The following is an 18,414-nucleotide window of genomic DNA, read 5'->3' on the forward strand; positions in this document are numbered from 1 at the left end:
CCCCCGTCCCAGGTTGGATCAGAACGCGCTGATCCCGGTCAGTTCACGGCCGATCACCAACTGGTGCACGGTTTCCGTGCCTTCGTAGGTGATGACCGATTCCAGGTTGAGCGCGTGCCGGATCGCGGCGTGCTCGGTGGTGATGCCGGCGCCGCCGAGCAGGTCGCGGCATTCGCGCGCGATGTCGATGGCCATGCGGCAGTTGTTCCACTTGGCCAGCGACACCTGTTGCGGCTGCAGAGTGCCGGCGTCCTTGAGGCGGCCGAGCTGCAGCGACAGCAGCTGCGCCAGGGTGATCCGGCGGGCCATCTCGGCCAGCTTGATCTGCGCGCTCTGGGTGGCCGCCACCGGGCGGTTGAACAGGATGCGTTCCTTGGAATAGTTCAGCGCCTCGTCCAGGCAGGCGATGGCCGCGCCAATCGGCCCCCAGGTGATGCCATAGCGGGCCTGGGTCAGGCAGCCGAGCGGCCCCTTGAGGCCCTTCACGTTCGGCAGGCGGCTTGAATCGGGCACCCGCACGTTGTCGAAGAACAGCGCGCTGGTGACCGAGGCGCGCAGGCTCATCTTGTGCTTGATTTCCTGGGCGGTGAAACCCGGCATGCCCTTCTCCAGCACGAAGCCCTGGATGCCCTCGTCGGTCTGCGCCCAGACGATGGCGATGTCGGCCAGGTTGCCGTTGGTGATCCACATCTTGGAGCCGTTGATCACCCAGTCGTCACCGTCGCGGCGCGCGTTGGTCTTCATGTTGGCCGGATCGGAACCGCCGTGCGGCTCGGTCAGGCCGAAGCAGCCGATCACCCTGCCGGCGGCCATGTCCGGCAGCCAGCGCTGGCGCTGCTCTTCACTGCCGTAGGCGTAGATCGGATACATGCACAGCGAGGACTGCACGCTGACGAAGCTGCGGATGCCGCTGTCGCCACGTTCCAGTTCCTGGCAGATCAGACCGTAGCTGACCCCGTTCAGGCCGGCGCAGCCGTACTTTTCCGGCAGCGAGGAGCCGAGCAGGCCGAGGTCGGCGATCTCGGGCACCAGTTCCTTCGGGAACCGGCCCTGGTCGAACGCCTCGCCGATGATGGGACGCACGCGCTCGTCGGTGAAGCGGGCCACGGTGTCCTGCACCGCGCGCTCTTCTTCGGACAGCAGGGAACGGACATCAAACAGGTCGTACGGATTCAGGGCCATGCGGGATTCGCGCCGGTTCGGACAATCCCGCATTGTATGGGCTGCTCCGTGCGGGCGGTAAGCCTTCAGGTCGTAAAGGAAAGGCCGGCATTTCGCCGGCCTTTCGGGGGGTGTTTCGTGGAAACGTCGGACGCCGGGCTCAGCCCTTGCCGGGGGTGGCCGCCGAGGCGGTCTGGGTGACCACCTTGCCGTCTATCACCGGCAGGCGATCACTGTCGGGCTTGTCGTCCATGCGCACGGTGTTTTCCCGGCCGTCCAGACGATAGGTCACGTCATAGCCCACCACCTTCTGGCCGTTGCCCATCGCGATGCGGCTGCCCGGCTTGCTGTCCATCCGCATGGTGCCGGTGGTGCCGTCCGGGTTGCGGTAGGTGACGTTGTAACCGGTCACCCGCGACGACTCGGAGGTCGCGTTCTCGGTATGGCACTGGCGCTCGGTACGCTCGACCACCCGGCCGCCGACGTGGCGCTTGTCGACCTGGTTGCCGATCACGCCGCCGGCCACCGCGCCGGCCACGGTCGCGGCCTTGCGTCCGCTGCCCTTGCCGACCTGGTTGCCGAGCAGGCCGCCGATGACCGCGCCGGCCACGGTGCCGCCGGTGTTGCCGTCACGCTCCGGCAGGCGCTCCTGCACGACCACGTCCTGGCACACCTCGTGCGGCGTGCTGGTGGTGGTGGTTTCGCGCACCGGCTCGGTGCCGATCACGGTGGCGTAGAGTTTTTCGCTGGTGGTCACCGGCTTGACGTTGAGCACGTCCGCGTATTGCAGCGTGTCGGCCGGGATCACGTTGTCGGTCGCCGCCGCGTCGTCCGTGGCCAGCGCCGGATCGGTCAGCGGCGCCGTCTCCGCCGTCGGCGTGCCCGCGGGGGCCTTGTCGCCGCCCTTCATGAAAGCGGCAGTCGCCACGCCGCCCACCAGCAGCGCGCCAGCGGCGACCAGAATCATTGTGGTGTTGTTCTTCATCGCAGCCTCCATTGCGGGCGTCGCCCGAGTCACATTACGGCATCATTCCACCACTACGAACCTGAACCAAGTCCCGTTTCCTGCAGACGAAATCGTACTTTTCGTGAACGGCGGCGCAGCCCCGCGCGACGTGCTAGCGTGTCGCCCCATCGTCCTCCGGAGACCCGCGCCGTGGCCAATCCCCTCCTGTTGCCCGTGCTGGAATGGGCACGGAAACTGCGTTATCCGACCCTGTTCAAGATCACCGCCGGATTGTTCGTCCTGAGCGTGCTGCTGCCGCCGGGCATCGATCCGATTCCGTTCCTGGACGAGCTGGTGTTCGGCCTCGGCACGCTGCTGCTGGCGAACTGGAAGCGGCGCAAGGACCCGGCGCCGCCGCTGGAGCCCGGCCGGCCGTCGCGCTGACGTGCGGTTGATCGACAGCCATTGCCATCTGGACGCCGCGGAATTCGACGCCGACCGCGAAGCGGTGATCGCCCGCGCGCGCGATGCCGGCGTTGTCCACCAGGTCATTCCGGCGGTCGACGCCGCCGGCTGGCCCGGACTGCGCGCGCTGTGCCGGGATCAGGCCGATCTGCATCCGGCCTATGGCCTGCATCCGATGTACCTGGCCAGCCACCGCGAAGCGCATCTGCCGCTGCTGCGTGAATGGCTGGAACGGGAGCGTCCGGTGGCAATCGGGGAATGCGGGCTGGATTACTTCGTCGAAGGTCTGGATCCCGCCAGCCAGCACCACTACTTCGACGGACAGCTGCGACTGGCGCGCGACTTCGACCTGCCGGTGATCGTCCACGCGCGACGCGCGGTGGATGCGGTGGTCACCGCCATTCGCCGGATCGGTGGCCTGCGCGGCGTGGTGCACAGCTTTTCCGGCAGCCCGGAACAGGCGCGCCAGCTGTGGAACGCCGGTTTCCTGATCGGTCTGGGTGGACCGGTGACGTACGAGCGCGCGCAGCGGTTGCGTGGCCTGGCCAGGACGATGCCGCTGGAATACCTGCTGCTGGAAACCGACGCGCCGGATCAGCCGGATGCGGCGATCCGCGGCCAGCGCAACGAGCCGGCACGGGTGTCCTTCGTGTGCCGGACCATCGCGCAGCTGCGCGGCGACAGCGAAGACGACATCGCCGCCGTCACCCGCGGGAACGCCGCGCGCCTGTTCGGGCTGCCCGCCTGATCGCGTCAGGCCGCGGGTTTCTTCTCCTTCAACAGCAATTCCAGCGCCTTGCCCACCATGGCGAAGGCGAAGGCGCCGGTGATGTGGGTCGCCGCGCCCAGCCCGACGCCGCAGTCGAGTTTCAGGGCCGCATCCGCGCCCAGTTGCGGGCGCAGGCCACAGACGCTGCCGTCGGCCTGCGGGTACTTGACGTTCTCCAGCGAGTAGACCGCGGTGACGCCGAAGTAGCGATCCGGATTCTTCGGAAAATTGAACTCGCCGCGCAGCTTCTTGCGGACCAGCGCCAGCAATGCGTCGTGTTCGGTGCGGGAAAGATCACGCAGGCGGATCTGGGTGGGATCGGTGCGACCGCCCGCCGAGCCGGAGACGATGATCGGCAGCTTGCGGCGCCGGCACCAGGCGATCATCTCGACCTTGGTGCGGAAGCTGTCGCAAGCATCCAGGACCAGATCGAAGCCGCGATCGAGCAGTTCCTGCAGATTGCTTCCGGTCAGGAAGGCCGGCACCACTTCGACCTCGATGTCCGGGTTGATCGCGCGGCAGCGCTCGGCCATCGCTTCGGCCTTGTTGCGTCCGTACTGGCCTTCCAGCGCCGGCAACTGGCGGTTGGTGTTGGACATGCAGATGTCGTCGGCATCGATCAGGGTCAGATGACCGACGCCGGAACGCGCCAGCGCCTCCACCACCCACGAGCCGACGCCGCCCAGCCCGACCACGGCCACGCGCCGGCCGGCGTAACGGTTCACCGCGCCCTGCCCGTATAGCCGGTCGATGCCGGCGAAGCGATCCTTGAGGGTTTTCTTCATCCGGCAATTGTAGTCATGGCGCGCGGTGTGACGTGCGTCGTACCATGGCACGGACTTTTCCAAAGGAGCCCGCCGCATGGCCAGCCAACCGACTGCCAAGTCGTCCAACGCTTCCCGCTATCTGTTCCTCTTCCTGATCGGCCTGGTGATCGGTGCCGTGGCCACGGTGATGGCGATGCGCGCGATCCAGGCGCGCCAGGACCCGTTCCCCGACAGCGTCATGCACGTCATGCAGAAGCATGCCGGCCTGCTGGGCGACAAGGTGGCGCAGAACCGTTGCGCGGCCACGGACACGGTGCCGCATGTGCGCGCCCTGCGCACGATGGCCAACGATCTGGAGCTGGCCCTGCCCGGCCTGGCCGAGGATCAGCGGTTCGTGACCCACGCGAGCGATTTCCGCGCCAAGCTCGACGCCAGCCTGGCCACGCCGCCGACCGACTGCACCGCGGCCAAGGCGCTCACCGAACAGGTCAAGGAAAGCTGCAAGGGCTGCCATCAGGATTTCCGCGGCTGAATTGCGGCTGACGCCATGCCGCCGCGACGACCGCCGGAAGCGGCTTAGTTGTCACGGGGTTCACACGCAGAACGCGAGGATGCGTGCGACCGGGCCGCATCCTCGCGCCGCACCGGACCAGTGAACCAGGAGGAGCCATGAATCTTCGTATGTTTGCCGTGGGCGCCATTGCCGCGCTGGCACTGGCCGGTTGCGCCACCAGCTCGCCGGGTTACGGCGGCGGCGGATACAACAGCGGTGGCTATCGCCCCGCGCCGTCGAACAACTATTGCGCCGACTGCGGCATCGTCGAGCGCATCGATGTCGTTTCCTCCGGCCGTTCCGCGCCGGGCGCCACCGGCGCGATCCTGGGCGGCATCGTCGGCGCGGTCGCCGGCCGCCAGATCTCCGAACACACCGGCGGCAGCAAGGGCAACAAGAACATCTCCACCGTGGCTGGCGCCGCGGCCGGCGCGATGGCGGGCAACGCCATCCAGAACCGCACCACCGGCGACAACTACAACATCACCGTGCGCATGGACGATGGCCGTCGCCTGACCATCACCCAGCACGATCTTGGCGGCATCCGCGAGAACACCTACGTGCGCGTGCAGAACGGCCGCGTGGTCCTGCGATAACAAGCCTGTCATGCGGCGGGACGCGTTCCCGCCGCGCAAAGAAAAAGCCCGACCTGAGTCGGGCTTTTTCTTCGTGGCCGGTCGTGAAAACCGGCGCGAATCTTGTCGAAACCTTACAGCGGCTGCACGGCGTCCGCCTGCAGGCCCTTCTGGCCCTGCACGACGGTGAAGCTGACCTTCTGGCCTTCCTTCAGGCTCTTGAAGCCCTGGGTCTGGATGGCGCGGAAATGCACAAACACGTCTTCACCGTTCTCACGGCTGATAAAGCCGAAGCCCTTGGCATCGTTGAACCATTTCACGGTTCCGGTTTCACGGTCGGACATCTACTTGCTCCTTGGAACTCTGGGTGGTGGAAACGCCTCTCGGCGGCTGGTTGCAAGGAGGAAGCGAGGTACAACGATGTAGCGGATCATGGATCTACCGCATCTAGGCCACGATTCACGGTGACCTTGGCAAACACAGCGAGCGCACACTAACCCGCAATTTGTGAAAATGCAAACCGTCCGCGGGCACCCGAAACCGCCCCCAACCCGTTGATTCGACAAGGAGAATTTCGCTTGGACCTGACCACCCTGTACTACGTGCTGGCCGTGCTGCTCATCCTGGTCGGGTTAGCCGGGGTCATCCTGCCGGCGCTGCCGGGCGTGCCGCTGGTGTTCGCGGGCATGCTGCTGGCCGCCTGGGCGGGAGATTTCCAGCAGATCGGCTGGGTCACCCTGGTTCTGCTCGGCTTGCTGACGGCGCTCTCGGTGGCGGTGGATTTCTTCGCCACGGTGGTCGGCGCCAAACGCGTGGGTGCCAGCGGCAAGGCGCTCTTCGGCGCAGCGGTGGGCACGTTCGCCGGTCTGTTCTTCGGTCCCATTGGTCTGTTCGCTGGACCATTCGTGGGCGCGCTGCTCGGCGAGCTCTGGCACAGCCGGGAGATCGGCCAGGCCACCAAGGTCGGCCTCGGCACCTGGCTGGGCATCGTGCTGGGCGTGGTGCTGAAGCTGGGACTGGCCTTCGCGATGCTGGGCCTGTTCCTGTTCGCATGGGTGTTCTGACTCCGCCCGCCTCGTCACCCGCGGTCGGGCAAAATCGCCCGGCCATCTTTTCCCCTTCTGGTTGCAACTGATGACACTCCCCCCCACCCGGCAGCTGCTGCCGTCGCTGATCGCCATGACCCTGGCCGCCACGCCCGCCCTGGCCCAGGAACCCCAACCCAATGCGGTGACGCCGGAGGCCTGCCGCGCCATCGAAACCGATGCTTCCCGACTGGCCTGCTATGACGCCGTGTTCGGGCGCAGCCCCTCCGATACCCGCGCCGCGGACGCGGAGGCCAGCGCCGCCCGCAGCAGCCTGGACCAGCAGCAGGCGGCCCAGGCCCAGCAGGCTCCCGAAGCCGGCACGGAAACCCGCGAGCGCCGCCGCCTGGGCGCATGGTTCCGCGCCGACGATCCGATGCTGCAGGAAGCCCTGGCCAACGCCGGCAAGGGTTCGCTGCTGGACAGCCGCTGGGAACTGGCCAAGGACTCCAAGCTGGGGGTGTTCCAGTTGCGCGGCTACAAGCCGCTGTACCTGATGCCGTTGTTCTGGACCAGCGACAAGAACGAGACCCCGCATTCGCCCAACCCGCGCAACACGGTGACCGAGCCGCAACCGCTGGACAACACCGAGGCCAAGTTCCAGTTGAGCTTCAAGACCAAGTTCGCCGAGAACCTGTTCGGCGACAACGGCGATCTGTGGGGCGGTTATACCCAGAGTTCGCGCTGGCAGGTCTACAACGGCGAGGAGTCGCGCCCGTTCCGCGAAACCAACTACGAACCGGAGGTGATGCTGGTATTCCGCAACAACTACAGCCTGGGCGGCTGGAAGGGCCGCATGGCCGGGGTGGGCATCAATCACCAGTCCAACGGCCGCAGCGATCCGCTTTCGCGCAGCTGGAACCGGGTGATCTTCACGGTCGGCCTGGACCGCGAGAACTGGGCGCTGGTGCTGCGTCCCTGGTGGCGCGTGCCGGACGGCAACGACGACGACAATCCGGACATCGAGGATTACATCGGCCGCGGCGACGCCATGCTCACCTACAGCAAGGGCGGCCACGAGTTCACCGTGCTGGCACGCCATTCGCTGCGCACCGGCGACAAGTCGCACGGCGCGCTGCAACTGGACTGGGGCTTCCCGATCCATCGCAGCTTCCGCGGCCACATCCAGGCCTTCCACGGTTACGGGGAAAGCCTGATCGACTACAACCACAAGGCCACCTACATCGGCCTGGGCATCTCCCTGCTGGAGTGGTACTGATGAGCGAGGTGACGATTTACCACAACCCCGCCTGCGGCACGTCGCGCAACGTGCTGGGCCTGATCCGCAACGCCGGCATCGAGCCGCGCGTGATCGAGTACCTGAAGACGCCGCCGGATCGCGGCACCCTTACCGCGCTCATCGCGCGCATGGGCGTGCCGGTGCGCGACGTGGTGCGGGAAAAGGAAGCGATCCACGCCGAACTGGGACTGGATCGCCCGGGCGTGGGCGACGACGCCCTGATCGAAGCCATGCTCGAGCACCCGGTGCTGATCAATCGTCCTATCGTGGTGACCGCGGATGCGGTGAAACTGTGCCGCCCTTCGGAGACCGTGCTGGATATCCTGCCGCAGCCGCAGCGTGGCGCCTTCAGCAAGGAAGATGGCGAACCGGTGGTGGATGCCGCCGGCCAGCGCATCGCCTGACCGGTTCGGTGATGCAGCCATTGCCCCGATGAGCCGGGTTCGTCCGGCTCCGGGGAAACGCCGCCGCAACCGGTCGACCAGGTCGACCCGATCGATGATCAGGTCCAGTCGGTCAGGCCTTCGCGGGCATAGACTTCCTTGAACGCCGGGCGCGCCTTCATGCGTCCGGCGTAGGCTTCCAGCACGGGCCAGCTATCCGATGGCCTGGGCATGTTGCGCGACCAGCGCATCAGCATGGTGGTCATGAAATCGACCACGGTGAGCTGTTCGCCCAGCATCCACGGACCATTCGCTTCAAGGTGGTCGGAGACGCGCTGCCACGCCGCCTCGATGCGCTGGCGCGCGTGCGCGCGCACCGCGTCGGCGTTCTCCGCGCCGGCGATTTCGTCCGAATAGAACCAGGCGCGATAGGCCGGCAGCAGCGTGTTGGCCATGAACAGCATCCACTGGTAGTAGCGCGCCCGCTCGGGCGATCCCACCGGCGGCGCGAGATTCGCCCGCGGATGTCGAACGGCCAGGTGCAGCAGGATCGCCGCCGACTCGGTGATCACCTGCCCATCCAGATCCAGCGCCGGCACCACGCCCGCCGGGTTGACCTTCAGGTACTCGGGCGACTTCTGATCGCGCTTGTCGAAATCGAGTTCGTGCAAGCGGTGCGGAATGTCCAGTTCGATCAACAGCCAATGCACGACCAGGCTGGCGGTGCTGGGCGAGTAATACAGCGTCGTCGTGCTCATCTGATTTCCCCGTGCGTTGTCAGGACGGAATCCAGCGTCGTGGATTCCGTGTTGCATGCGTCAGAAGCAAGCCGGCTTCCCGGGCGTGGGGAGCGTTGGTGGTCAGGCCACCACCACCGGAATCTTGCCGATGCGGGCCTGCCATTCCTTCGGGCCGGTGGTGTGCACCGAGGTGCCCTGCGAATCGACGGCGACCGTGACCGGCATGTCCTGGACCTCGAATTCGTAGATCGCTTCCATGCCGAGATCGGCGAAGCCGACCACGCGCGCGGCCTTGATCGCCTTGGACACCAGGTAGGCGGCGCCACCGACCGCCATCAGGTAGGCCGACCGGTGCTGCTTGATCGCCTCGATCGCGGCCGGGCCACGCTCGGCCTTGCCGACCATGCCCAGCAGGCCGGTCTGTGCCAACACCTGTTCGGTGAACTTGTCCATGCGGGTGGCGGTGGTCGGACCGGCCGGGCCGACGACTTCGTCGCGCACCGGATCGACCGGCCCGACGTAGTAGATGAAGCGCCCCTTCAGATCCACCGGCAGCGGTTCGCCCTTGTTGAGCATGTCGACCATGCGCTTGTGCGCGGCGTCGCGACCGGTCAGCAGCTTGCCGTTGAGCAGCAGCACTTCGCCGGGCTTCCAGCTGGCGACGTCCTCGCGGGTGATCGTGTCGAGATCGACGCGACGGCCCTTGGAGGCGTCGTAGGTCAGTTCCGGCCAGTCCGCCAGCGACGGCGGATCCAGCATCACCGGGCCGCTGCCGTCGAGGGTGAAGTGGGCGTGGCGGGTGGCCGCGCAGTTCGGAATCATCGCCACCGGCAGGTTGGCGGCATGGGTCGGATAGTCCTTGACCTTGATGTCCAGCACGGTGGTCAGGCCGCCCAGGCCCTGCGCGCCGATGCCCAGTGCGTTGACCTTCTCGTACAGTTCCAGGCGCAGTTCCTCGGCGCGGCTGGAGGCGCCGCGGGCCTGCAGTTCGGTGATGTCGATCGGCTCCATCAGCGCTTCCTTGGCCAGCAGCATCGCCTTCTCGGCGGTGCCGCCGATGCCGATGCCGAGCATGCCCGGCGGGCACCAGCCGGCGCCCATGGTCGGCACGGTCTTGAGCACCCAGTCGACGATGGAATCGGACGGATTGAGCATGGCGAACTTCGACTTCGCCTCCGAGCCGCCGCCCTTGGCCGCGACGATCACCTCGACGGTGTCGCCCGGCACCACCTTGACGTTGACCACGCCCGGCGTGTTGTCCTTCGTGTTGGTGCGCTTGCCGGCCGGATCCGCCAGCACCGAGGCGCGCAGCTTGTTGTCCGGGTGGTTGTAGGCGCGGCGCACGCCCTCGTGGACCATGTCCTCCACGCCCATCGTGGCGTCGTCCCAGCGCACGTTCATGCCGATTTCCAGGAACACGGTGACGATGCCGGTGTCCTGACAGATCGGCCGGTGGCCCTCGGCGCACATGCGCGAGTTGATCAGGATCTGGGCGATGGCGTCGCGCGCGGCCGGCGATTCCTCGCGCTCATAGGCGGCGGCGAGGCTCTTGATGTAATCGACCGGGTGGTAGTAGCTGATGTACTGCAGCGCGTCGGCGATGGACTGGATGAGGTCTTCTTGCTTGATCGAGGTCATGGAGCTTGGAGCCGGGGCTGCCGGTGGGTAGCGGGCGGAGCCTGCCATTTTAGGCCAAAGTGGCGGCCCGACCGGGTGTCACGCCACGCCGCCCTGCTCCGTCCTGGCCCGCATGAACGCCGAAATCACCTTCCAGACCCACCGTTCCCGCCTGTTTTCGCTGGCCTACCGGCTGCTGGGCAGCCGCAGCGACGCCGAGGACGTGGTCCAGGACACCTGGCTGCGCTGGCGTCAGGCCGACACCGCCGCCATCCGGGATCCGGAGGCCTGGCTGGTGACCGCGGCCAGCCGGCTGGGCATCGACCGCCTGCGCGCGGCCCGCCTGCAACGCGAGCGCTATCCCGGTCCCTGGCTGCCGGAGCCGGCCGAGATCGACGACAGTCCCGGCCCCGAGCATGGCGCCGAACTGGCCGAACAGGTCTCGCTGGCCTTCCTGGCGGTGCTGGAGCGGCTGGGCCCGGAGGAACGCGCCGCCTTTCTGCTGAAGGAGGCGTTCGACTACGACTATGCCCACATCGGCGAATTGATCGGCCACAGCGAGGCGAACTGCCGGCAGATGGTCCATCGCGCGCGCGCGCGGCTGCAGGCCGACCGGCCACGCTTCGAGGTGGCGCCGGAACAGCATCGCCGCCTGCTGGAACGGTTCATGCACGCGGCACGCGTGGGCAACCGGGACGCCATCCAGGCACTGCTGCACGAGGATGCGCGGCTGGTCTCCGACGGCGGCGGCAAGGCCACCGCCGCGATCCGCCCGCTGCTGGGCGGCGAGCGCATCGCGCGGCTGTTCTGGGCCGCGTACCGGCGCCCGCAGCCGGAAACCGAATGGCGCATGGGCCGGGTCAACGGCGAGCCGGCGGTGCTGCGCTATCGCGATGGCCGGCTGGTCTCGGTGATGGTGGCGATCAGCGACGGCGAACGCATCGTCGAACTGCTGACGGTGATGAATCCGGACAAGTTGCCGCCGCGGGAACGTGTCACGCGGCCGGACACGCCGCCGTCCCTGGGATGAAGCGCGACATTCCGTCCGCGCATCCCGAAGAAGTCCCGATGTCCCTCCCCCGCGTCGACTACACCTCCCTCGCCAGCGAAGCCTACAAGGGCCTGCTGAAAGTCAGCCACGGTCTCCACCGCGGTTCGCTGGACTCCGTCCTGCTCGGCCTGGTCAAACAGCGCGCGTCGCAGATCAACGGCTGCACCTTCTGCCTGGACATGCACGGCAAGGCCCTGCGCGAAGCCGGCGTCGATCCACGCAAGCTCGACACCCTCGCCGCCTGGCACGAAAGCCCGTTCTACGATCCACGCGAACGCGCCGCGCTGGCCTGGACCGAGGCGCTGACACGGGTCGGCGAAACCCACGCCCCCGACGAGGCCTATGCCGGATTGCTGCCGCACTTCGATGAAACCCAGATCGCCGAACTGACCTTCGTCATCGCCATCATCAACGCCTGGAACCGGATGGGCGTGGGGTTGCGCTCGCCGCTGCCGCCGGGCTAAAGCCCCGGCCGCGATGCATGAGCGCGACGTGGCCGCCCGTGGTCACGTCCTCCATTTCCCGCAAGCGAAGCCGAGCAGGCACAATGCCCGCATGGCTTCCGCCCCCGTTCCCCCCACCGCCGCAGGCGCCAAGCCCCGGCGCGGTGAAAAGTCCGGCCCCAGCCTGCGCGATCGCTTCAATGCGATGCGCAACCTGCCGCCTTTCCTGAAACAGATCTGGGCGACCAGCCCGGGCCTGACCCTGGCCAGCCTCGGCCTGCGGTTGATCCGCGCCCTGCTGCCGGTCGCCACCCTGTATGTCGGCAAGCTGATCATCGACGAGGCCATCCGCCTGGTCGGGCTGGGCCTGCCGCAGGCCGGCCTGGCGGAGATCTGGCACAGCGGCCAGCTCGATCCGCTGCTCGGCCTGCTGGCGCTGGAGTTCGGCCTGGCGATCCTGTCGGATCTGCTGGGCCGGTTCGTCAGCTATGCGGACTCGCTGCTGTCGGAGCTGTTCACCAACGCCACCAGCATCCGCCTGATGGAACACGCGGCGCGGCTGGACCTGGAGGACTTCGAGGATCCGGATCTGCAGGACAAGCTGGATCGCGCGCGCCGCCAGACCATGGGCCGGATGAACCTGATGAGCCAGTTGTTCGGCCAGGCGCAGGACGCGATCACCGTGATCAGTTTCGCCGCCGGCCTGCTGGTGTACGCGCCCTGGCTGATCCTGCTGCTGGTGGTGGCGCTGGTGCCGGCGTTCGTCGGCGAGGCGCATTTCAACGCATTGGGCTATTCGCTCAACTTCCAGTGGACGCCGGAACGCCGGCAACTGGAATACATCCGCCAGACCGGCGCCAGCGTGGAAACGGCGAAGGAGGTGAAGATCTTCAACCTCCACCGGTTCCTGATCGATCGCTACCGGCAGTTGGCCGAGGGCTTCTATCGCGCGAACCGCGAATTGGCGCGCCGTCGCGCGTTGTGGGGCACCCTGCTGGCCGGCTTGGGCACGCTGGGTTACTACGTGGCCTATGGCTACATCGCCTGGCGCACCGTGCGCGGCGATTTCAGCATCGGCGATCTGACCTTCCTGGCCGGCAGTTTCCTGCGCCTGCGCCAGTTGCTGGAAGGCCTGCTGATCGGTTTCTCGCAGGTCGCCGGGCAGGCGCTGTACCTGGATGACCTGTTCTCCTTCTTCGAGATCCAGGCGGAGATCACCTCGCCGCCCGGCGCCGCCACGGTGCCGCGACCGATCCGCGAAGGCTTCCGGTTCGAGAATGTCGGCTTCCGCTATCCCGGCGCCGAGCGCTGGGCGGTGCGCGGGCTCGACTTCCAGTTGCGCGCCGGCGAGGTGCTGGCGCTGGTCGGCGAGAACGGCGCCGGCAAGACCACCCTGGTCAAGCTGCTGGCGCGGCTGTACGACCCGGACGAGGGCCGCATCCTGCTGGACGGGCGCGACCTGCGCGAGTACGACATCGACGATCTGCGCGCCAGCATCGGCGTCATCTTCCAGGACTTCGTGCGCTATCACCTGACCGCGGGCGAGAACATCGGCGTGGGCCAGGTCGACGCCATGGACGACCTCGCGCGGATCCGCGACGCCGCGCACCGCTCGATGGCCGACGAGGTGATCGCGGCGCTGCCCGACCAGTACGACCAGTTGATCGGCCGGCGCTTCAAGACCGGCGTGGACCTGTCCGGCGGGCAATGGCAGAAAATCGCCATCGCCCGCGCCTACATGCGCGACGCGCAGGTCATGATCCTGGACGAACCCACCGCCGCGCTGGATGCCCGCGCGGAATTCGAGGTCTTCCAGCGCTTCAAGGAACTGTCCAGCGAACGCACCGCGGTGCTGATCTCGCACCGGTTCTCCAGTGTGCGCATGGCGGATCGTATCCTCGTCCTCAATGAAGGCCGGCTCGAAGCCAGCGGCACCCACGAACAACTCATGGCCGCAGGTGGCCGCTACGCCGAATTGTTCGAGCTGCAGGCCGCCGGTTACCGCTAGCCATCCCACAGGAGATTCCCGATGCCCCATCGCTCCGCGCTTGTCCTCGCCCTGTTGGCGGCCACCGCGCTGTCCGCCTGCCAGGCCCGCGACGGTGATGCCACCGCCCCCGCCGCGGGCACGCCCGCTCCCGCGACGGCACCCGCCGCGCGCGCGCTGTCCAGCGCGTTGGGCCCGATCCAGGTCACCGAACTGGCGCGCGGCCTGGACCATCCATGGAGCGTGGCGCTGCTCCCGGAAGGCGGCTTCCTGGTCACCGAACGTTCCGGACAGCTGCGGCGGATCGACGCGGACGGCGCGATTTCGGCGCCGCTGGCCGGCGTGCCCAAGGTGTTCGCCGAGGGCCAGGGCGGCCTGCTGGACGTGGCGCTTGCCCCCGACTTCGCCGGCAGCCGGCGCATCTACCTGAGTTATGCCGAACCCGGCGAGAACGACACCGCCGGCACCGCGGTGGCGCTCGCCACGCTGGGAACCAACGGACTGGCCGACGTGAAAGTCATCTATCGCCAGCAGCCCAAGCTCGACGGCCCCAACCATTTCGGCTCACGGCTGGCTTTCGACGATCAGGGCCATGTATTCATCAGCCAGGGCGAACGCAACCACCGCCCGACCTCGCAGGAGCTGGACAAACTGCAGGGCAAGCTGGTGCGGTTGAACCTGGACGGCAGCGTGCCGCAGGACAACCCCTTCGTCGGCAAGACCGGCGCGCGTCCGGAAATCTGGAGCTACGGCCATCGCAACATGCAGGGCCTGGCCATCGATCCGCGCACCGGCAAGCTGTGGGAATCCGAACACGGACCGCGCGGCGGCGACGAGATCAACCTGCCGCAACCCGGTCGCAACTACGGCTGGCCGATCATCACCCACGGCATCAACTACTCCGGCCTGCCGATTCCTGAAGCGCAAGGCCGGGAAAAGGCCGGCATGGAACAGCCCTACCACGTGTGGGAGAAATCGCCCGGCCTGAGCGGCATGGCGTTCTACACCGGACACGCGGGTTCGGCCTGGAACGACAGCCTGTTCCTGGGCTCGCTGGCCGAGCGCAACCTGATCCGGTTGAGCCTGAAGGGCGACGGCATCGTGTCGGAGGAACGCCTGCTCGATGAAATCGGCGAGCGCGTGCGCGACGTGCGGGTCGGCACGGACGGCAACGTCTACGTGCTGACCGACGAGAACGACGGCAAGCTGCTGCGGATCGCTCCGCCGGAGGCGCGGCCATGACCCGCCCGGCGCTGCTGTTCGGTTTCGCCCTGCTGCCGCTCGCCGGTCTCGCGCAGACGCCGGCCAATTTCGCCGAAGCCAAGGCGCGGGCGGATCGGGACGAAGCCTCGCTCACCGCCACCGCGCAGGCGGCGTTCCTGCAATCGCAGTCGCGGCAGTTGGAATCCAGCGTCGCCAACTGCGCCAATCCGCGCCACGACACCGCCGCGTTCGCCATCGTGGCCGAACTCGACGCGCGCGGGCGGATCGTCCGCACCTGGCGCCAGGGCGACACCGCGCTGGCGATCTGCGTGGAGAAGGAACTCAACGGACGCTTCCTGGAACCGCCCCCGCGCGCGCCCTTCCTGGCCGCGTTCGAACTGAGCTTCACGCCATGACGTCGACCGACATCAACGCGCTGTTGCGCTCGCGGCTGCCCGGGGGCGTGCCTTTGCAGATCCCGCCGCCGTGCCTGATCGACATGCAGGGGGAGGTCGTCGAGTACATCGAGGGCCAATCGCTGCGCATGCGCTTTCCGGTGCTGCCGCGCTACCAGAATCCCATCGGCCACATGCAGGGCGGCTTCATCGTCGCGGCGCTGGACAACACGCTGGGGCCGTTCTCCTACCTGATCGCTCCGCCCAGCGCGACCACCTCGCTCAATACCCAGTACCTGCGCCCGGTGACGCCGGAGCTGGACCATATCGTCTGCGTCGCGCGGCTGGTCGAACGCACCCGTGGCCAGTTGCACCTGGCCGGCGAGGCGCGGGGGCCCGACGATAAGGTGCTGGCGCTGTGCCAGGCGGTGTGCCAGATCCTGCCGACGCGTGCCACGCCCTGAAAACGAGTGCAGGAGCGACACGGATCAGAACAATTCGCCTTGTGGCGGCATCGGCAGGGAGTAGTCCAGGTGCCCGTCGACCAGGCGCGCGGCGCGGGTCAGCGGGTGGATTTCGTGGCGACCGTCGTCAAGCAGATGGACCACCTCCCAGCCATCGGCGGCGAAGGCGTCGGCGATCAGGCCACGGTGACAGTTGCGCCAGTCGGCTTCCGCGCACAGGAACGCGGTCGGGCGGCGCGCCGCGACCTCGGCCAGCGCGGCGCGGGCGTCGATGAAGGCCGGTGTCTGCATGTAGTCCGCGTAGCCGCGGAATCCGGGCTGCTTCCACGCGGTGTTGACCGAATCCGGGCGCGGCTCGCGGCGTCCGCCCAGCGAAGGCATCGGTCGGTAATCGATGTCCCGCCCGGACAGGCCACGCAACAGCGCCGCGCCGGCAAATTGCGGAGACCGCTGCGAGGCGGCGTAGCGGCGCACGTCGGCGACCACCTCGATGCCCGCGCCGGTCAGGATCGCCGCGAAGGTTTCCCAGTCGCGGCTGGAATGACCGACCGTCCAGATCCGGCGAGGCGCGTCAGGCAAGCTCGAAGCGATCCGCGTCGAGCATCGCCGGGAAGCGTTCGCGATGCGCCGCCAGCGCCTCGGCCGAGATGGTGGTCGTGGTGACGCCCTCGCCCTCCGCCAGTTCGACCAGCGGCTGGCCGAGGAAATCGATCACCGCACTGTCGCCGGAGTAGTCGAGATTGTTGCCGTCGGTACCGGCGCGGTTGACCGCGGCGACATAGCACAGGTTCTCGATGGCGCGTGCGCGCAGCAGGGTGCGCCAGGCGTACGCGCGCGCGGCCGGCCAGTTGGCGACGAAGATCTGCAGATCGAAATCCAGTTGCCCCGGCCGCTCCACGTCGTAGCGGTTGCGGCAGAACACCGGGAAACGCAGGTCGTAGCAGACCTGCGGATTGATCCGCCAGCCCTTCCATTCCACGGTCAGGCGTTCCCGGCCGGCGGCGTAGCGCTTGTGCTCGTTGGCGTAGCGGAACAGATGGCGCTTGTCGTAGCTCTGCAGCGTCCCGTCGGGCGTCGCCCACAGCAGGCGATTGAACACGCCTTCGTCCGTGCGCAGCTGGACGCTGCCGGTGACCGCCGCGTCGAGTCCGCGGGCCTGCTCGCGGATCCACGCCACGGTCTCGCCGTCCATGCCCTCGGCGCGATCGATGGCGTCGTTGCTGAAGCCGCTGGTGAAGGTCTCCGGCAGGATCACCAGATCCGTGCGGCCGGCCAGCGGCGCGATCAGATCACCGTAGTACGCGCGGTTGCCGGCGGGATCATGCCAGCGGGTGGCGCCCTGTACGAGGGAGAGACGCAGGTCCTGCATGTCGGTCGGAATCCTTCGGTGAGGGGAAAACTAGAGCTTCTTCAGCCGCTCGATGGCGGCATCCAGGGTGGCCGGGTTCTTGGCGAAGCACAGCCGCGCCAGGCGCTGGCCGGCCGGCGGCGCCTCGTAGAACGGCGACAGCGGGATCGCGGTGACGCCGTGCTCGATGGTCAGCCAGCGCACGAACTCGGTATCCGGCAGATCGCTCACCGCCGAATAGTCCACCAGCTGGAAATAGCCACCCGGCACCGGCAGCGGCTTGAGCCGGGTTTCCAGCAGCTGCGCGCGGAAGTGGTCGCGTTTTTCCTGGTAGAACGCGCCGAGCTGTTCGTAGTGCTCCGGCTCGTCGCGGATCATCGCGGCGAACGCGTGCTGGGCCGGCGCGAACGTGCAGAACACGTTGTACTGGTGGACCTTGCGGAACTCCGCGCTCAGTGCCGGCGGCGCGATCGCGTAGCCGATCTTCCAGCCGGTGCAGTGGTAGGTCTTGCCGAAGCTGGACACCACGAACGCCCGTTCCGCCAGTTCCGGATAGCGCAGGACCGACTCGTGGCGGCGGCCGTCGAACACGATGTGTTCGTAGACCTCGTCGGAGATCAGGAAGATGCCGGTGTCGCGCAGGATGTCGGCCAGCCGCCGCAGATCCGCTTCCTCCAGCATCGCGCCGGATGGATTGTGCGGGCTGTTGATGATCAGCAGGCGGGTGCGCGGCGTGATCGCCGCCTGGACCTTGTCCCAGTCGACCGCGAAGGTCTGCGGATCCAGCGCGACATGCACCGCGCGCGCGCCGGCCAGGTCGATCGCCGGCTCGTAGCTGTCATACGCCGGGTCCAGCACGATCACTTCCTCGCCCGGACGCACCACCGCGTGGATGGCGTTGAACAGGGCCTCGGTGGCGCCGCTGGTGACGGTGATCTCGGTATCCGGATCGACCTGGCGGCCGTAGCAGCGCAGCGCCTTGTCGGCGATGGCCTGGCGCAGCGGCGCCACGCCGGTCATCGGCGCGTACTGGTTGTGGCCCGCGCGCATCGCGCGATCCAGTTCGTCGACCAGCCGTTGCGGCACCGCGAAATCGGGAAAGCCCTGCCCCAGGTTGACCGCGCCGTGCTCGGCGGCCAGCTGCGACATGACGGTGAAAATGGTGGTGCCCACCTTGGGCAGCTTGGTTTCGGGAGGCATCCGCCGGTCCGGTCTCACAGGG

22 protein-coding genes are annotated in these 18,414 nt (G+C 67.7%); 13 read left to right on the top strand and 9 right to left on the bottom strand.

Going from position 1 to position 18,414, the window contains the following annotated elements; translation table 11 throughout:
• Window positions 1-18: 18 nt before the first annotated feature.
• Both ACTHN1_RS13695 and ACTHN1_RS13700 read right to left on the bottom strand, forming a co-directional pair.
• A complete protein-coding gene (locus tag ACTHN1_RS13695; RefSeq protein ID WP_440471488.1) occupies window positions 19-1,182 on the bottom strand; it encodes an acyl-CoA dehydrogenase family protein in 1,164 nt (387 codons plus the stop codon).
• A 139-nt stretch (window positions 1,183-1,321) separates the two neighbouring features.
• The gene (locus ACTHN1_RS13700; protein ID WP_440471489.1) at window positions 1,322-2,146 is read right to left on the bottom strand and encodes a glycine zipper 2TM domain-containing protein; all 825 of its coding nucleotides are present in this window, start codon (window positions 2,144-2,146) and stop codon (window positions 1,322-1,324) included.
• A gap of 171 nt (window positions 2,147-2,317) precedes the next feature.
• Here ACTHN1_RS13700 and ACTHN1_RS13705 point away from each other — a divergent pair, with 171 nt between their 5' ends.
• The gene (locus ACTHN1_RS13705) at window positions 2,318-2,551 is read left to right on the top strand and encodes a DUF6116 family protein (protein ID WP_440471490.1); all 234 of its coding nucleotides are present in this window, start codon (window positions 2,318-2,320) and stop codon (window positions 2,549-2,551) included.
• 1 nt (window position 2,552) lies between these two features.
• Window positions 2,553-3,320 carry a TatD family hydrolase gene (locus ACTHN1_RS13710; RefSeq protein WP_440471491.1) on the top strand — a complete coding sequence of 256 codons (768 nt, stop codon included), beginning with the start codon at window positions 2,553-2,555 and terminating at the stop codon, window positions 3,318-3,320.
• A 5-nt stretch (window positions 3,321-3,325) separates the two neighbouring features.
• Here ACTHN1_RS13710 and ACTHN1_RS13715 read toward each other — a convergent pair whose 3' ends face one another.
• Window positions 3,326-4,126 carry a tRNA threonylcarbamoyladenosine dehydratase gene (locus ACTHN1_RS13715; protein WP_440471492.1) on the bottom strand — a complete coding sequence of 267 codons (801 nt, stop codon included), beginning with the start codon at window positions 4,124-4,126 and terminating at the stop codon, window positions 3,326-3,328.
• A gap of 76 nt (window positions 4,127-4,202) precedes the next feature.
• Between ACTHN1_RS13715 and ACTHN1_RS13720 the strand changes: the two genes are divergently transcribed.
• Both ACTHN1_RS13720 and ACTHN1_RS13725 read left to right on the top strand, forming a co-directional pair.
• On the top strand, window positions 4,203-4,640 hold the full coding sequence (locus ACTHN1_RS13720) for a hypothetical protein (RefSeq protein WP_440471493.1): 438 nt from the start codon (window positions 4,203-4,205) through the stop codon (window positions 4,638-4,640).
• Between the two features lie 137 nt (window positions 4,641-4,777).
• Window positions 4,778-5,257: a glycine zipper 2TM domain-containing protein gene (locus tag ACTHN1_RS13725; protein ID WP_440471494.1), complete on the top strand. Its 480-nt coding sequence runs from the start codon at window positions 4,778-4,780 to the stop codon at window positions 5,255-5,257.
• A 113-nt stretch (window positions 5,258-5,370) separates the two neighbouring features.
• Here the strand turns inward: ACTHN1_RS13725 and ACTHN1_RS13730 are convergent, their stop codons facing one another.
• The gene (locus ACTHN1_RS13730) at window positions 5,371-5,580 is read right to left on the bottom strand and encodes a cold-shock protein (protein WP_141453200.1); all 210 of its coding nucleotides are present in this window, start codon (window positions 5,578-5,580) and stop codon (window positions 5,371-5,373) included.
• A 234-nt stretch (window positions 5,581-5,814) separates the two neighbouring features.
• Between ACTHN1_RS13730 and ACTHN1_RS13735 the strand changes: the two genes are divergently transcribed.
• From ACTHN1_RS13735 to arsC, 3 genes are all read left to right on the top strand, one after another.
• Window positions 5,815-6,300, top strand: a complete 486-nt coding sequence (locus ACTHN1_RS13735; protein WP_440471495.1) for a DUF456 domain-containing protein — start codon at window positions 5,815-5,817, stop codon at window positions 6,298-6,300.
• Window positions 6,301-6,370: 70 nt separating this feature from the next.
• Window positions 6,371-7,540: a phospholipase A gene (locus ACTHN1_RS13740; RefSeq protein WP_440471496.1), complete on the top strand. Its 1,170-nt coding sequence runs from the start codon at window positions 6,371-6,373 to the stop codon at window positions 7,538-7,540.
• On the top strand, window positions 7,540-7,965 hold the full coding sequence (gene arsC / locus ACTHN1_RS13745) for an arsenate reductase (glutaredoxin) (protein ID WP_440471497.1): 426 nt from the start codon (window positions 7,540-7,542) through the stop codon (window positions 7,963-7,965). The genes ACTHN1_RS13740 and arsC overlap by 1 nt, the downstream gene beginning before the upstream one ends.
• 98 nt (window positions 7,966-8,063) lie before the next feature.
• Here arsC and ACTHN1_RS13750 read toward each other — a convergent pair whose 3' ends face one another.
• Window positions 8,064-8,702, bottom strand: a complete 639-nt coding sequence (locus tag ACTHN1_RS13750) for a glutathione S-transferase family protein (protein WP_440471498.1) — start codon at window positions 8,700-8,702, stop codon at window positions 8,064-8,066.
• A gap of 102 nt (window positions 8,703-8,804) precedes the next feature.
• Window positions 8,805-10,322, bottom strand: a complete 1,518-nt coding sequence (locus ACTHN1_RS13755) for a fumarate hydratase (RefSeq protein ID WP_440471499.1) — start codon at window positions 10,320-10,322, stop codon at window positions 8,805-8,807.
• A 112-nt stretch (window positions 10,323-10,434) separates the two neighbouring features.
• On the opposite strand from ACTHN1_RS13755, the gene ACTHN1_RS13760 reads away from it, so the two are divergent.
• The 6 genes from ACTHN1_RS13760 to ACTHN1_RS13785 all read left to right on the top strand — a co-directional run bounded on the left by ACTHN1_RS13760 (window position 10,435) and on the right by ACTHN1_RS13785 (window position 15,844).
• Window positions 10,435-11,331, top strand: a complete 897-nt coding sequence (locus ACTHN1_RS13760) for an RNA polymerase sigma-70 factor (RefSeq protein ID WP_440471500.1) — start codon at window positions 10,435-10,437, stop codon at window positions 11,329-11,331.
• A gap of 38 nt (window positions 11,332-11,369) precedes the next feature.
• Window positions 11,370-11,816, top strand: a complete 447-nt coding sequence (locus tag ACTHN1_RS13765; protein ID WP_440471501.1) for a carboxymuconolactone decarboxylase family protein — start codon at window positions 11,370-11,372, stop codon at window positions 11,814-11,816.
• A 184-nt stretch (window positions 11,817-12,000) separates the two neighbouring features.
• On the top strand, window positions 12,001-13,803 hold the full coding sequence (locus ACTHN1_RS13770) for an ABC transporter ATP-binding protein (protein ID WP_440471520.1): 1,803 nt from the start codon (window positions 12,001-12,003) through the stop codon (window positions 13,801-13,803).
• A 21-nt stretch (window positions 13,804-13,824) separates the two neighbouring features.
• Window positions 13,825-15,024: a PQQ-dependent sugar dehydrogenase gene (locus tag ACTHN1_RS13775; RefSeq protein WP_440471502.1), complete on the top strand. Its 1,200-nt coding sequence runs from the start codon at window positions 13,825-13,827 to the stop codon at window positions 15,022-15,024.
• Window positions 15,021-15,401 carry a hypothetical protein gene (locus ACTHN1_RS13780; protein WP_440471503.1) on the top strand — a complete coding sequence of 127 codons (381 nt, stop codon included), beginning with the start codon at window positions 15,021-15,023 and terminating at the stop codon, window positions 15,399-15,401. Before ACTHN1_RS13775 ends, ACTHN1_RS13780 begins: the two co-directional genes overlap by 4 nt.
• A complete protein-coding gene (locus tag ACTHN1_RS13785; protein WP_440471504.1) occupies window positions 15,398-15,844 on the top strand; it encodes a PaaI family thioesterase in 447 nt (148 codons plus the stop codon). Before ACTHN1_RS13780 ends, ACTHN1_RS13785 begins: the two co-directional genes overlap by 4 nt.
• A gap of 24 nt (window positions 15,845-15,868) precedes the next feature.
• On the opposite strand, the gene ACTHN1_RS13790 is transcribed toward ACTHN1_RS13785, so the two are convergent.
• From ACTHN1_RS13790 to ACTHN1_RS13800, 3 genes are read right to left on the bottom strand one after another with little or no spacing between them, the layout of a single operon-like run.
• Window positions 15,869-16,423, bottom strand: coding sequence for a DUF488 domain-containing protein (locus tag ACTHN1_RS13790; protein WP_440471505.1), 555 nt, complete (start codon window positions 16,421-16,423; stop codon window positions 15,869-15,871).
• Window positions 16,416-17,213 carry an amidohydrolase gene (locus ACTHN1_RS13795; RefSeq protein WP_440471506.1) on the bottom strand — a complete coding sequence of 266 codons (798 nt, stop codon included), beginning with the start codon at window positions 17,211-17,213 and terminating at the stop codon, window positions 16,416-16,418. Before ACTHN1_RS13795 ends, ACTHN1_RS13790 begins: the two co-directional genes overlap by 8 nt.
• 30 nt (window positions 17,214-17,243) lie before the next feature.
• A complete protein-coding gene (locus ACTHN1_RS13800; protein WP_440471507.1) occupies window positions 17,244-18,392 on the bottom strand; it encodes a pyridoxal phosphate-dependent aminotransferase in 1,149 nt (382 codons plus the stop codon).
• Window positions 18,393-18,414 lie beyond the last annotated feature (22 nt).

The organism is Pseudoxanthomonas sp. (assembly GCF_051953815.1).
Classification (GTDB): Bacteria; Pseudomonadota; Gammaproteobacteria; order Xanthomonadales; family Xanthomonadaceae; genus Pseudoxanthomonas_A.